This window comes from Stenotrophomonas terrae (assembly GCF_001431465.1).
Lineage (GTDB): Bacteria > Pseudomonadota > Gammaproteobacteria > Xanthomonadales > Xanthomonadaceae > Stenotrophomonas > Stenotrophomonas terrae.
On record NZ_LDJJ01000040.1, the window covers coordinates 36,098 to 48,986 of the forward strand.

Below are 12,889 nucleotides of genomic sequence, written 5' to 3' on the forward strand. Positions count from 1 at the left end.
AGGCCTCAACCACGCTTCAGGTCGATGGCCGGCAAGCGCGGCAGATCGCATTCAAATGGCTTGGCGTCCTTGCTCGGGTTCTTGTAACCGCCCGGGCCATCGGCATTGATCACACCACTGACGTTGCGCAGGCAGATCTGCGGGCCGACCTTGACCCCGTCCACCACCCGCTCCTTGTTGTAATAGCCATCCCACAACACGTCCGGGAAGTTGCCGGTCAGGCCGTACATCGCCAGTTTCAGCGCCTTCAGGTCCAGGCCATCGGGCGAGTCGCCACCACCGGACAAGGTGTTGTTATGGATGTAGATGCGCTCCGGGTAGGGATCGAAGTTGGGCGAGGCGCTGCTGTCCTTGTAGCCGGTGGAATACACGCTGGAAACGATGATGTTGGTGGTGGCGTTGTCGCGCACCTCGTTGTCGAACACCTCGATGTCATCATTGGAATTGATGACGATGCCCGAGCCGGCCGGCACGCTGGCCACCGGCGTGCCTTTGGCGCCGAAGTTTTCGTGGTTGTTGGCGATGACCTTGTTGTTGAACACGCGGATGTTGCCACCCTGCTGCGACAAGCCAGGCATGTTGAACACCAGGATGCCGCCGGTATTGCCGGTGGCGACGTTGTCGTAGACATCGGCGTTGCGGGTGTTCTCGACCTCGATGCCGGCCACGTTCTGCTCGGCGCGGCTGTTGCGCACGATCACCCCATCGGACTGGCCGACGTAGATGCCGGCATCGGAGGCGCCGATGGAAATGGTGTTCTCGATCAGCACGTTCTTGGTCAGCACCGGGTAGATGCCATAGGCGCCGTTCTTGGTGCTGGGGCCGCCGGTCCACTGCACCTTGACGCCGCGGATGGTGATGTTTTCCGACTCGCTGATCTTCAGCCCATCACCCTTGGAATCCTCGATGGTGAGATTCTCGATGGTGAAGTTGTCGCCATTGACCAGCAGCCCCTCGGCGCCGGCCTTCTGCCCCTTGAAGCTCAACACGGTCTGGTCCATGCCAGCGCCGCGCAGGGTTACCCCGTCGGCACGCAGGCTCAGGCTGCGCTCGAACTGGTGGCGGCCAGCCGGGATCTCGATCACGTCGCCAGGCTTGGCATCGAGCAGGCGCTCCTGCAGCGTGGCCGCAAATGCCGCATCGGCGGCGGCCACCGCCGGCGCGGACGCCTGCTGCTGACAGCCGGCCAAAAGTGCCACTCCGGTGGCGATTACCCAGCTGATGCTGCGCTGCATTATCTTTTTCTCCCATACGCCGGCAGATGTTGGGCGCAGTCTGGCCTTCAGGAAGTGTTCACGCGAAGGGCAAGAACGGCATACTTGGGGGGGCAAAGCGGACAAGCTGGAGGGGCTTGCATGCATCGCAGGAGCGGCGGCGGCGACCGCCTTAGCATCGCCAACGTTCCAACCAACATGCTCTGTGGGCTGTTGCTGCTGGCCGAACAGCTCGGCGTCAACAGCGACCACTGGCTCAACGGGCTGCAATTGAGTGCCGCGCAGCTCAATGATCCCAGCACCCGTATTTCCTATCGGCAGGCGATCGAAGTGATACGCCGCGCCCTGCCCACCTTTGCCATCGACGGGGTCGGGCTGGCCATGGGCGGCAACCAGAACGGCGGCAACTTCGGCCTGCTCGGCCTGGCGATGAAGACCGCGCGCACCTTCGGCGATGCGGTGCGGATCGGGCTGGATTACCAGCGCAACCTCGGGCCCCTGATGAGCCTGAGCCTGGAGGACAACAACAGCACCAGCCTGGCCATCGTCGCCACCGCGCCGGACGAGGCCAATGACCTGCTGCCCTTTCTCTGCGAGGAAATGTTTTCCAGCATCGTGATGCTTGGCCGCGAGCTTGCTGGCAATGAATTCAGCCCGTTGCGGCTGGAGCTGGGCTACCCGCCACCGAGCTGCATCGATCACTACCAGGCCTTGTTCCGCTGCGAACTGCGCTTCAACCAGCCACGTCACGCACTGGTCCTGGACCAGCGGTGGATGCAGCTGCCATTTGCCAGCTACAACCCGGTCACCTCGCAACAGGCCCTGTCCCTCTGCCATGCGCAGCTGGCCACCCTGGCCGGCCGCGGCGAAACCACGGCTGCGGTCGAGCGCCAGCTGCGGCCACGGCTGCGCGAGAACCCGCAGATGAGTGAAATCGCGCTGGCCCTGCACCTGAGCGAGCGCACCCTGCGCCGGCAGTTGGCCGACGAGGAGACCAGCTTCACCGAAGTGCATGACCGGGTGCGCACCGAACGTGCGCTGGAACTGCTGCAGGACCCGGAGCTTGCGGTTGCAGCGGTTGGCAACCAGCTCGGCTTCAATGATGCCCGCGAGTTCCGCCGCGCCTTCAAGCGCTGGACCGGGCAAACCCCGAGCGGCACGCGGCTACCACCGTCCTGAAATGCAGATGCCCGGTTTCCCGGGCATCTGCAGCAACAAGCGGATCCGATATGCGGATCAGTCGATGATCATGATCGCATCGACTTCGAACGCGGCGCCCTTCGGCAGGCCCGACACTTCGATGGTGGAACGGGCCGGGAACGGGGCCTGGAAGTATTCCTGCATCACTGCATTGACCTTGGCGAACTCACCCAGGTCGGTCAGGTACAGGCCCAGGCGGACCATCTTGTCCAGCGAACCACCGGCTTCCTCGGCCACGGCCTTGAGGTTGTCGAAGGCGCGGCGGGCCTGTGCGGTGACGTCGCCGGCGACGATCTCACCGGTAGCCGGGTCCAGCGGGATCTGGCCGGAGAAATACACGGTGTTGCCGGCACGCACGGCCTGCGAGTACGGGCCGATGGCGGCCGGGGCGTTGGCGGTGTTGATGATCTGGCGGGACATGGACAACTCCAGTCTGGAAAAGGTGGGCCATTGTAACGTCGCCACCTTGGCGCCTGCCTGACCGCGCCGGGCGGGCACTGGTCAAAACTTCACCACCACCCTGAAAGCAAGGCTGCACAAGGGCTGCGAAGGATTATCCACAGCTTGTGGATGCAACAGGACACAGCCTGTGTGGACAGCCCAGCAAGGTAGAGCCGAGCCATGCTCGGCTGGGGCTTTGCCGTACATCCGATGCAGTCGTTGTTTGTAGGAGCGGCGTAAGCCGCGAAGCAGACGCTCCAACAGATTGCAGGCAGCGCCATGATTCCAGCAATGGCAGCTTCGCGGCTGACGCCGCTCCTACAGATGGCCGGGAAGACCTCTGCCGAGCATGGCTCGGCACTACACGAGTCATCCACAGCTCATGGACAAAATATCACCATGTTTTGCAGAGGCCCGCAGCGCAAGGGCTGCGCGCGCTTATCCACAACTTGTGGATGCAGCAGGACACAGCCTGTGTGGATAGCGCAGCAAGACTTGCCCGCGGCATTCGTGGAAATCCCAACATGATTCTGTAGGAGCGGCGTAAGCCGCGAAGCGGATGGTCCGGCAGATTGCAGGCAGCGCCATGATTCCAGCGATGCCAGTTTCGCGGCTTACGCCGTTCCTACGATTTATCGGTAAAGCCCTTGCCGAGCATGGCTCGGCACTACACGACAGCTGCTGCCTGCGCGGTTGGGTTCGGGGTCGGCGCGCCGATCCTGCGCAGGGTATTGCGGTCGGTATGTGCGAACGGTTCGCTGCGGTCGGGAATGATCAGCACCGTTTCCTGCTCATAGGACCAGGTTCCATCGTCATTGATGGTCACCTGGATCTCGTAGCTCTCGGTGCGGAAGGCATGTTCCAGGAAGGGATTGGAGCTGATGCCATTGGTTGTCGAACCGCGCTCGGCACGCAGGCGGAAGGTCTTGGCATCGGCCGCCGCCTTGCCCACCGCCATCGCGGTCTGCCCGCGCGGGATGCTCAGGGTCTGGATCAGCGTGCCGTTGGCAGGCTCCCACAGCCAGTAACCGACCTGATCGTGAAACGTCTCCACTTCACCGGGTTTGACGATGCGCGTGTGGTAACGCAGGCCGTAGAACAACTGCGGTCCGTTGGGCTGGGCATCAATCGGCTGCAGCTCGACCCGCTCGATATACACCTGACGCTCGGGGCCATCGGCTTTCGGGTTGACGTCCATGCCGCACTCACCGATCCAGATGCCGGCCAGCGGCGCCAGCGGCCCAAGGTTGGCCAACGTATCGGGATCGGCGCTGGGTTCGGTATAGATGTCTTCGGGGAACGCGGTCATGGGGGTACAGCCTTGTGGTTATGCCGGCCATGGTACGCAGAACCTGGCACAGGCTCATCCCTGGCTGTCCACAGCACATGGACAAAATATCACCATGTTTTGCAGAGGCCCGTGCAGCAAGGGCTGCCGCGTCTTATCCACAGCTTGTGTATGCAGCAGAGCACAGCCTGTGTGGATAGCGCCAAACAGGTAGAGCCGAGCCATGCTCGGCTGGGGCTTTCCCGGCGCATCCAAGGCGGCTTTCATTTGTGGGAGCGGCGTCAGCCGCGAAGCAGACGGTCCAACAGATTGCAGGCAGCGCCATGATTCCAGCAGCCCAGGCCTCGCGGCTTACGCCGCTCCTACAGGTAGCCGGGAAGGCCCCTGCCGAGCATGGCTCGGCACTACCGCATCTCATCCACAGCTCGTGGACAAAATATCACCATGTTTTGCAGAGGCCCATGCAGCAAGGGCTGCCGCGCCTTATCCACAGCTTGTGTAGGCAGCAGAACACAGCCTGTGTGGATAGCGCGAAACAGGTAGAGCCGAGCCATGCTCAGCTGGGATTTTCCCCGTACATCCGATGCGCTTTTTGTTTGTGGGAGCGGCGTAAGCCGCGAAGCCGATGACACATCCAGCTGGCGGACATGCCTGTTGAATCATCGATACCAGCTTCGCGGCTTACGCCGCTCCCACAAAAACCACTGTGGCTACCCTGGTAGAGCCTCTGCCGAGCATGGCTCGGCACTACCTGCTACTGGCGGCGGACGGCCTGCACGACCTGCAGGCGACGCAGGCGGCGCATCACTTCGGCCAGATGGTTGCGGTCGCGTACCTGGATGTTGAAACACAGCACCGCGGCGTTGAAGTCGCGGTCCAGGTAGTCCACCCGCTCGATGTTGGAATGGCTCTGCGCGATGGCGGCGGCCAACTGCGCCAATACGCCGGTGCCGTTCTCCACCTCGACCACCAGGGCGGTGTCGTAATCGCCCACCACGCTGGTATCCCAGCCAATCGGCACCCAGCGATCCGGGGTCTTGCGCAGTTCGGCCAGGTTCGGGCAATCCAGACGGTGCACCACGATGCCCTTGCCGGCGGTGTGGTAACCCATGATGTCGTCGCCCGGAATCGGCTGGCAACAGTTGGCGAAGCTGACCACGCCACGCTCGCTGCCATTGATCAGGATCTTCTCCTGGGCACGATGGGTCACGCCGCTGGCACGCAGCTCGGCATAGGACATCAACGCCTGCGCGGCCTGGGTCGGCATCCAGTTGCCCAGCGCCACGTCGGCCAGGAAGGCCTCCAGGCGCGGGTAGCGGTGCTCGGCCAGGAAGGCATCCAGGCGCCCCTTCGGCAGCCGCTCAATCGAGCTGTCCATCGCTTCCAGCGCGCGGTCGAGCATGCTGTGGCCCAGCTGCACCGCGTCCTCGTGCTCGAGCTGCTTGAGCTGGTGGCGGATGGCGGTGCGCGCCTTGCTGCTGACCACGAATTCCAGCCACTGCGGTTTGGGCGACGCCGAACGCGCGGTGATGATTTCCACGGTCTGCCCGCTGACCAGCCGTGTGCGCAGCGGCACCAGCTTCTTGTCCACGCGTGAGGCCACCGCGCGGTTGCCCACGTCGGTATGCACCGCATAGGCGAAGTCCAGCGCGGTCGAGTTGCGTGGCAGCGCCAGGATCTTGCCCTTGGGCGTGAACAGGTAAACCTCGTCCGGGAACAGATCAACCTTGACGTTGTCCAGGAACTCCAGCGACGAACCGGCGGTGCGCTGCGAATCGATCAGTTCCACGATCCACGCATGTGCCCTGCTCTGCGCGCTGTTGGGGCCGTCGCCACCGAACTTGTAGGTCCAGTGCGCGGCCACGCCGCGCTCGGCGATCAGGTCCATCTCCTCGGTGCGGATCTGCACTTCGATCGGCGAGCCATAGGGGCCGAACAGCACCGTGTGCAGCGACTGGTAGCCATTGGCCTTGGGAATGGCGATGAAGTCGCGGAAGCGGCCGTCCAGCGGTTTGAAGGCGGCATGCACGCCGCCCAGCGCGTGGTAACAGTTGGGCACGCTGCGCATCACCAGGCGGAAGCCGAACACATCCATCACCTGGTCGAAGCTTTTGTTCTCCTCGCGCATCTTGGTGTAGATGCTCCACGGCGTCTTGATGCGGCTGATCAGGCGATGTTCCAGCCCTTCGCGCGCCAGGCGCTGCGACAACTGCACTTCCACCTGCGCCATCGACTCACGGCGGACCACCGGCTGGCTGCGGATGTGTTTTTCGATGATGGCGTGGCGCCACGGGTACAGCGCGCGGAAGCCGAGGTTCTGCAGCTCGGACTTGATCAGGTTCATGCCCAGGCGCTGGGCGATGGGCGCGTAGATATCCAGCGTTTCGGTAGCGATGCGGCGCCGCGCTTCGGCACTCTGCGCGCCAAGGGTGCGCATGTTGTGCAGGCGGTCGGCCAGCTTGATCATGATCACGCGCAGGTCGCGCGACATCGCCAGCAGCATCTTGCGGAAGCTCTCCGCTGCGGCTTCCTGGCGGTCGCGGAACTTGAGCTTGTCCAGCTTGGTCACGCCCTCGACCAGATCGGCCACGGCCTGGCCGAACTCGGCGGCGAGCTCTTCGCCGGTGAGCGGGGTGTCTTCGATGGTGTCGTGCAGGATCGCGGCGATCAGGGTTTCAACATCCAGGCCCAGTTCGGCCAGGATGCGCGCCACCGCCACCGGATGGGTGATGTAGGGCTCGCCGGATTTGCGGGTCTGGCCGGCATGTGCGGCAGCGCCCACTTCCCAGGCACGACGCAGCAGCGGCAGCTGCTCGGCGGGGAGATAGCTGGCTGCGCGTTCGAGTTGCAGTACATAGTCAGGTATCACCCCGCCCGCGGGCGTGGCTACCTGGGCGGAAGGGCCTGGGTTCATGTCAGAAGACTATGCCAGCGGGCGTTCCACGGCAATTGCCACAACGCAAACAGCCCGCTTGCGGCGGGCTGTTTGCAGACAACATCAATCGATGCCAGAGCGGCGATCAATCGTCGTTCTTGGACATGTCTTCGTCGGCAACCACTTCCGCGGCAGCCCACTCCAGTGCTTCACGTTCGGCACGCTCACGCTCGGACTTCTCGACTTCCTCGATCAGGTCATTGTCGATGCGACGGGCAGCGATTTCGCGCAGCGCCAACACGGTCGGCTTGTCCTCGGTCTCGCTGTTGTCGATCGTCGCCTGGACACCATTGGCCAGCTGACGGGCACGCTTGGACGCCATCATGACCAGCTCAAAACGGTTGTTAACGACTTCCAGGCAATCTTCTACGGTAATGCGGGCCATGCGGGCTCCCGGCGACCTGCAACGGCCGCTCGATCGAATGAGGGAAAGGGGACGGATTGTAGGGGCAGGCAGGGTCTGAAATCAAGTCAACGCCTGAACAGCCCCTTGTGGATCAATCACTTGCTCGGTTTTCAGGGGCCAACAACGAGGCAATCAGCTCGGCATGGCGCGCCTGCTGGGGCGCGCAGCGCAGCCGGCTGGCGGCGAAGATCGAGCACATTTCGCCGACGGCGGTGTCGAAATCCTCGTTGATGATGACGTAGTCGAACTCGTCGTAATGCAGCATTTCCTCGCGCGCGGCGGCCAGCCGCTGGGCCATCACCGCCTCGCTGTCCTGCCCACGCTTGCGCATGCGCTCATCCAGCGCCTGCCGCGACGGCGGCAGGATGAACACGCTGACCGCACCCGGCACTTTCTCGCGTACCTGGCGTGCACCCTGCCAGTCGATTTCCAGCAATACGTCCTTACCGGACGCCAGCTGCGGTTCCACCGACTGCCGCGCCGTACCCTTCCAGTCGCCATGCACCAGCGCGTGCTCGAAGAAATCGCCGGCGGCGATCATCTGTTCGAACTCGGCGGCGGGGACGAAGTGGTAATGCTTGCCGTTCTCCTCGCCCGGGCGCATGGCCCGCGAGGTGAAGGAGATCGACAGGGAAATGTGGGGGTCGCGCGCCAGGGTGGCGTTGACGATGCTGCTTTTGCCGGCCCCGGACGGGGCAGCGACGATGTAGAGGGTGCCACGCATGCGGTGGGCCAACGTCGGAATGGCCCGGCATTGTACCGGCGTGGGCGGGTCTGTGCAGGAACCGGGGGTTCATGGCCGCCAGGAACCTTGTGGGAACGGCGCCACCAGTAGAGCCGAGCCATGCTCGACTGGGCGTTACCGGTAGAGCCTCTGCCGAGCATGGCTCGGCACTACATTGCATCCTGAGATGGCTTTGCCGAGCATGGCTCGGCACTACCTTTACTCGATGTTCTGGACCTGCTCGCGGATCTGGTCGATCAGCACCTTCAGCTCGACGGCGGCATTGGAGGTGCGCGCGTCCACCGACTTGGAGCCCAGGGTATTGGCCTCGCGGTTGAATTCCTGCAGCAGGAAATCCAGCCGGCGACCGACCGGCTCGCGCTGGCGCAATACGCGGCGGATCTCGGCGATGTGGCTGTCCAGGCGGTCCAGCTCCTCATCCACGTCGAGCTTCTGCAGCCACATCACCAGCTCCTGCTCGGCGCGGCCCGGGTCAACCGGGTGCGGCAGGTCGGCCAGGCGTGCGGCCAGCTTGACCCGCTGCCCTTCACGGATGGCCGGGATCAGTTCCCGCACTTCAGCGGCGATGCGCTCGACCGAATCAACGCGCTCGCTGATGGCGGTGGCCAGGTTGTCGCCTTCACGCTCACGCGCCTGCACGAAGCTGGCCACGGTTTCCTCCAGCAGGGCCAGGGCTTCGGCATGCAGGGCGGTGCTGTCGGCAGCCTCGGCGCGCAGCACACCCGGGTATTGCAGCAGATCGGTGAAACCCACCTGCAGCGCCGGGAAGCGCCCGTGCAGACGCTGTGCCAATTCAGCCAGCTGCTCGACCAGCACCTCGTTGACCGCCAGCGAGGTGGCAGCTTCGGGCGCGCGCAGGCGCATCACCAGATCCAGCTTGCCGCGGCTGACCCGGGCGGCAATGCGCTCACGCAGCTGCGGTTCCAGCGCACGCAGGTCCTCGGGCAGGCGCACGCCCACTTCAAGGAACCGGTGGTTCACCGAGCGCAGTTCGCAACCCAGCGTGCCCCACGGGGTGATGCGTTCGCCGCCGGCATAGGAGGTCATGCTCCGAATCATGTGTTTTCCGATGCGTTTCAAAGGGCGAATGGTAACCTAGCCGCCTCTGGACGCTGGTGCATCAACCGCCCAGACGCCCACCTGATCATCTCGTACTAACGGATCCCCCATGACCTTTTCCCGTCCCAGCGGCCGCCCGGCCGACCAGTTGCGCACTGTCACCATCGAGCGTTCCTTCACCCGTCACGCCGAAGGTTCGGTGCTGGTGAGCTTCGGTGGCACCCGCGTGCTGTGCACCGCCAGCGTCGAAAACCGCGTGCCGGGCTTCCTGCGCGGCAAGGGCGAAGGCTGGGTGACCGCCGAATACGGCATGCTGCCGCGCTCCACCCACACCCGCTCCGACCGCGAAGCCGCGCGCGGCAAGCAGGGTGGCCGCACGCTGGAAATCCAGCGCCTGATCGGCCGTACCCTGCGCGCCTGCATCGATCGCAATGCGCTGGGCGAACGCACCATCACCCTGGACTGCGACGTGCTGCAGGCCGATGGCGGCACCCGCACCGCCGCCATCACCGGCGCCTATGTCGCCCTGGTCGACGCGGTCAACCTGCTGATGAAGCGCGGCGATATCAAGCGCAACCCGCTGTTCGGCGCGGTCGCTGCCGTTTCGGTCGGCGTCTACAAGGGCCAGCCGGTGCTGGACCTGGATTACGCTGAGGACAGTGACTGCGATACCGACATGAATGTCGTCATGAATGATGGCGGCGGCTTCATCGAGCTGCAGGGCACGGCTGAAGGCCACGCCTTCCGTCGCGACGAACTGGATGCGCTGCTGGTGCTGGCCGAAAAGGGCATCCGCGAGCTGTTCGACGCGCAGCAGGCGGCACTGGCGCAGGCATGAACCGGCGCCTTGCCCTGGTCACCGTGGTAGTCGCCGACTACGACGAGGCGATTGCCTGGTACACCGGCAAGCTGGGCTTCCAGCTGCTGGAAGACCTGGACCAAGGCCGCAAGCGCTGGGTGGTGGTCGGCCCTACCGATGGCAGCGCTGCCGCGCTGCTGTTGGCGCGGGCCAGCAATGAAGAACAACGCAGCCGCATCGGCAACCAGACCGGCGGCCGCGTTGGCTTTTTCCTGCACACCGATGATTTCTGGCGCGACCATGCCGCGATGAGCGCATGTGGCGTGGAATTCCTCGAAACCCCGCGCGAAGAGCCCTATGCAACCGTCGCGGTGTTCCGCGATCTGTATGGCAACACCTGGGACTTGTTGGAGCCCAAGCAATGAAACTGGTACTGGCCAGCGGCAACGCCGGCAAATTGAAGGAACTGCAGGCCATGCTGGCCGGGCTGCCGCTGCAGATCGTGCCGCAGCGCGAGCTGGGCGTGGACGACGTGCCCGAAACCGGCCTGACCTTCGTCGAGAACGCGCTGATCAAGGCGCGCCACGCCTGCGAAGTGACCGGCCTGCCCGCGCTGGCCGATGATTCCGGCCTGATCGTCGACGCTCTCGACGGCGCACCCGGCCTGTACAGCGCGCGCTATGCCGGCAGCCCCACCGACGATGCCGCCAACAACGCCAAGCTGCTGGCAGCGCTGCGCGATGTGCCCGCCGAGCGCCGCACTGCCCGCTTCTATGCGGTGATCGTGCTGCTGCGCCACCCCAACGATCCGCAACCGCTGATCTGCGAAGGCAGCTGGGAAGGCCGCATCATCGATGAACTGCGTGGCAGCAATGGCTTCGGCTACAACCCGGTGTTCCTGGATGAAGAACTCGGCCTGACCGCCGCGCAGATGGAGCCGGCGCAGAAGAACGGCCGCAGCCATCGCGCCAAGGCCCTGCAACTGTTGTTGCAGCGCATGTCGCAACTTAGTTTCGATTGACCACGGAGATCAGGGAATGACGCCACGCCGCTATCGGACCCGGATGGGGCTTGTGCTGGTAGTCGCCATCCTCGGTGGCATCACCGGCGCCATAGTCGGCGGCCTGCTGGCCTATGACGGCAAGTATTCCTGGCTTGCACTTCCGTTATGGACGCTGGGCGGTGTGTTCGCGGTCGAATTGATCGCAGCCCCCATCATGTGGCAGCGCGTTGTAGTGGATGAAAAAGCAGGACATCTTCGCTACCACAACATCTCCACCGCGCACCGCTGGCGCCAAGTCCCACTGTTCGACGTACTCGAAGTTCGCTACGACAACTTCGCAGACAAGAGCAAAGGCATGGTCTCCGGCCTCTACCTTCACATGCGCAACGGCAGCCGACCGGCAAGTCATCGCCTCATGGACAACGAAATGGGCAGCTATCAAGGCCCTTCGCCGATGTTCCGTGATATCGCCGCAACCGTGCTACGTGCACAACCGCGCTCGCTGGTCGATCCAAGCTTACTGGCCGCGCAATAGCGCCCACACCCTTCACTCTTACGTACTCGCCTTCCATGCCGCACTCCCACGACCACTGCAACCACCTTCCCGGCGAATCCTGCTCGGTCGATCACAGCCACGCCGCCGGCGTGCTGGTGCCGCCGCCGCTGGCGTTGTACGTGCACCTGCCGTGGTGCGTGCGCAAATGTCCGTACTGCGATTTCAACTCGCATGCGGGCAAGGGTGAGTTGCCGTTCGATGCCTATATCGACGCGCTGATCCGCGACCTGGACCAGGACCTGCCGCTGGTCTGGGGCCGGGTGGTCAGCAGCGTGTTCTTCGGCGGCGGTACGCCCAGCCTGTTCCCGCCGGAGGCGATCGACCGCTTCCTGCAGCAGGCCAGTGCGCGGCTGCGTTTCGCGCCGAACCTGGAAGTGACGCTTGAGACCAACCCCGGCACCGCCGAGCACGGCCGCTTCGACCGCTACCGCGCGGCCGGGGTCAACCGCATCAGCTTCGGCATCCAGACCTTCAACGATGAAGCGCTGCAGCGGCTGGGCCGCATCCACGACAGCAACGAGGCCGAACGCGCGGTCAAGCTGGCGCAGGACGCCGGCTACAACAACTTCAACATCGACCTGATGTACGCGCTGCCACAGCAGACGCTGGCCCAGGCCGAATACGACCTTGAGCGCGCCTTCGCGCTGGACCCCACGCATATCTCGCACTACCAGCTGACGCTGGAGCCGAACACGGTGTTCTTCGCCCGGCCGCCGCAGGGCATTCCCGACGAAGACAGTGCCTGGGACATCCAGGAACACTGCCAGGCCCTGCTCGCCGAGCGCGGCTATGGCCAGTACGAAGTCAGCGCCTACGCCCGTGATGGCTGGCAATGCCAGCACAACCTCAACTACTGGCGCTTCGGTGACTATCTGGGCATTGGCGCCGGCGCACATGGCAAGATCAGCTCCGGCGCCGAGCAGCACGTGCTGCGCCGCTGGAAGCACAAGCATCCGCAGATCTTCATGGATACCGCCGGCAGCCTGGCCAGCATCGGCGGCGATGAGGTGATCGGCGCCGAGCGGCTGCCGTTCGAGTACATGCTCAACCTGCTGCGCCTGCACGAGGGTTTCAACCTGCGCGACTTTGAAGCGCGTACCGGTTTGGCACGAAGCGTGCTTCTACCCTCCCTGACAGTGGCGGTGGAACGTGGCTGGATCACCAACAGCGGCGAACAATGGATCCCCACCGAGCTTGGCCGCCGCTTCACCAACGATGTAGTGGAGCTGTTTCTGGGCTGAAA

Annotated in this window: 13 protein-coding genes; 6 read left to right on the top strand and 7 right to left on the bottom strand. The window is 64.1% G+C overall.

The window, feature by feature from the left end; all coding sequences use genetic code 11:
• Positions 1-5 precede the first annotated feature (5 nt).
• Positions 6-1,235: a parallel beta-helix domain-containing protein gene (locus ABB27_RS12325; protein ID WP_057629045.1), complete on the bottom strand. Its 1,230-nt coding sequence runs from the start codon at positions 1,233-1,235 to the stop codon at positions 6-8.
• Positions 1,236-1,355: 120 nt separating this feature from the next.
• Here ABB27_RS12325 and ABB27_RS12330 point away from each other — a divergent pair, with 120 nt between their 5' ends.
• Positions 1,356-2,393: an AraC family transcriptional regulator gene (locus tag ABB27_RS12330; RefSeq protein WP_057629047.1), complete on the top strand. Its 1,038-nt coding sequence runs from the start codon at positions 1,356-1,358 to the stop codon at positions 2,391-2,393.
• A 57-nt stretch (positions 2,394-2,450) separates the two neighbouring features.
• Here the strand turns inward: ABB27_RS12330 and ABB27_RS12335 are convergent, their stop codons facing one another.
• From ABB27_RS12335 to ABB27_RS12360, 6 genes are all read right to left on the bottom strand, one after another.
• Positions 2,451-2,834 carry a RidA family protein gene (locus ABB27_RS12335; protein WP_057629049.1) on the bottom strand — a complete coding sequence of 128 codons (384 nt, stop codon included), beginning with the start codon at positions 2,832-2,834 and terminating at the stop codon, positions 2,451-2,453.
• Between the two features lie 688 nt (positions 2,835-3,522).
• Positions 3,523-4,164, bottom strand: a complete 642-nt coding sequence (locus ABB27_RS12340) for an FABP family protein (RefSeq protein ID WP_057629051.1) — start codon at positions 4,162-4,164, stop codon at positions 3,523-3,525.
• 733 nt (positions 4,165-4,897) lie between these two features.
• Positions 4,898-7,057 (bottom strand): RelA/SpoT family protein, encoded by a 2,160-nt coding sequence (locus ABB27_RS12345; RefSeq protein WP_057629053.1) that lies wholly within the window; start codon positions 7,055-7,057, stop codon positions 4,898-4,900.
• 106 nt (positions 7,058-7,163) lie between these two features.
• Positions 7,164-7,463 (bottom strand): DNA-directed RNA polymerase subunit omega, encoded by a 300-nt coding sequence (gene rpoZ / locus ABB27_RS12350; RefSeq protein WP_057629054.1) that lies wholly within the window; start codon positions 7,461-7,463, stop codon positions 7,164-7,166.
• A 112-nt stretch (positions 7,464-7,575) separates the two neighbouring features.
• Positions 7,576-8,208 carry a guanylate kinase gene (gene gmk / locus ABB27_RS12355; RefSeq protein WP_057629056.1) on the bottom strand — a complete coding sequence of 211 codons (633 nt, stop codon included), beginning with the start codon at positions 8,206-8,208 and terminating at the stop codon, positions 7,576-7,578.
• Positions 8,209-8,427: 219 nt separating this feature from the next.
• Complete coding sequence (locus tag ABB27_RS12360) at positions 8,428-9,288, bottom strand: YicC/YloC family endoribonuclease (RefSeq protein ID WP_057629058.1); 861 nt, start codon at positions 9,286-9,288, stop codon at positions 8,428-8,430.
• 109 nt (positions 9,289-9,397) lie between these two features.
• On the opposite strand from ABB27_RS12360, the gene rph reads away from it, so the two are divergent.
• From rph to hemW, 5 genes are read left to right on the top strand one after another with little or no spacing between them, the layout of a single operon-like run.
• Positions 9,398-10,126, top strand: coding sequence for a ribonuclease PH (gene rph, locus ABB27_RS12365; protein WP_057629060.1), 729 nt, complete (start codon positions 9,398-9,400; stop codon positions 10,124-10,126).
• Positions 10,123-10,512: a VOC family protein gene (locus ABB27_RS12370; protein ID WP_057629061.1), complete on the top strand. Its 390-nt coding sequence runs from the start codon at positions 10,123-10,125 to the stop codon at positions 10,510-10,512. Before rph ends, ABB27_RS12370 begins: the two co-directional genes overlap by 4 nt.
• Positions 10,509-11,108 carry an RdgB/HAM1 family non-canonical purine NTP pyrophosphatase gene (gene rdgB / locus ABB27_RS12375; protein WP_057629063.1) on the top strand — a complete coding sequence of 200 codons (600 nt, stop codon included), beginning with the start codon at positions 10,509-10,511 and terminating at the stop codon, positions 11,106-11,108. Before ABB27_RS12370 ends, rdgB begins: the two co-directional genes overlap by 4 nt.
• A gap of 16 nt (positions 11,109-11,124) precedes the next feature.
• Entirely contained in the window at positions 11,125-11,625 is a 501-nt protein-coding gene (locus ABB27_RS12380; RefSeq protein ID WP_152984558.1) for a hypothetical protein, read from the top strand.
• A 35-nt stretch (positions 11,626-11,660) separates the two neighbouring features.
• Positions 11,661-12,887 (top strand): radical SAM family heme chaperone HemW, encoded by a 1,227-nt coding sequence (gene hemW / locus ABB27_RS12385; protein ID WP_057629066.1) that lies wholly within the window; start codon positions 11,661-11,663, stop codon positions 12,885-12,887.
• The last annotated feature ends 2 nt before the right edge of the window (positions 12,888-12,889 follow it).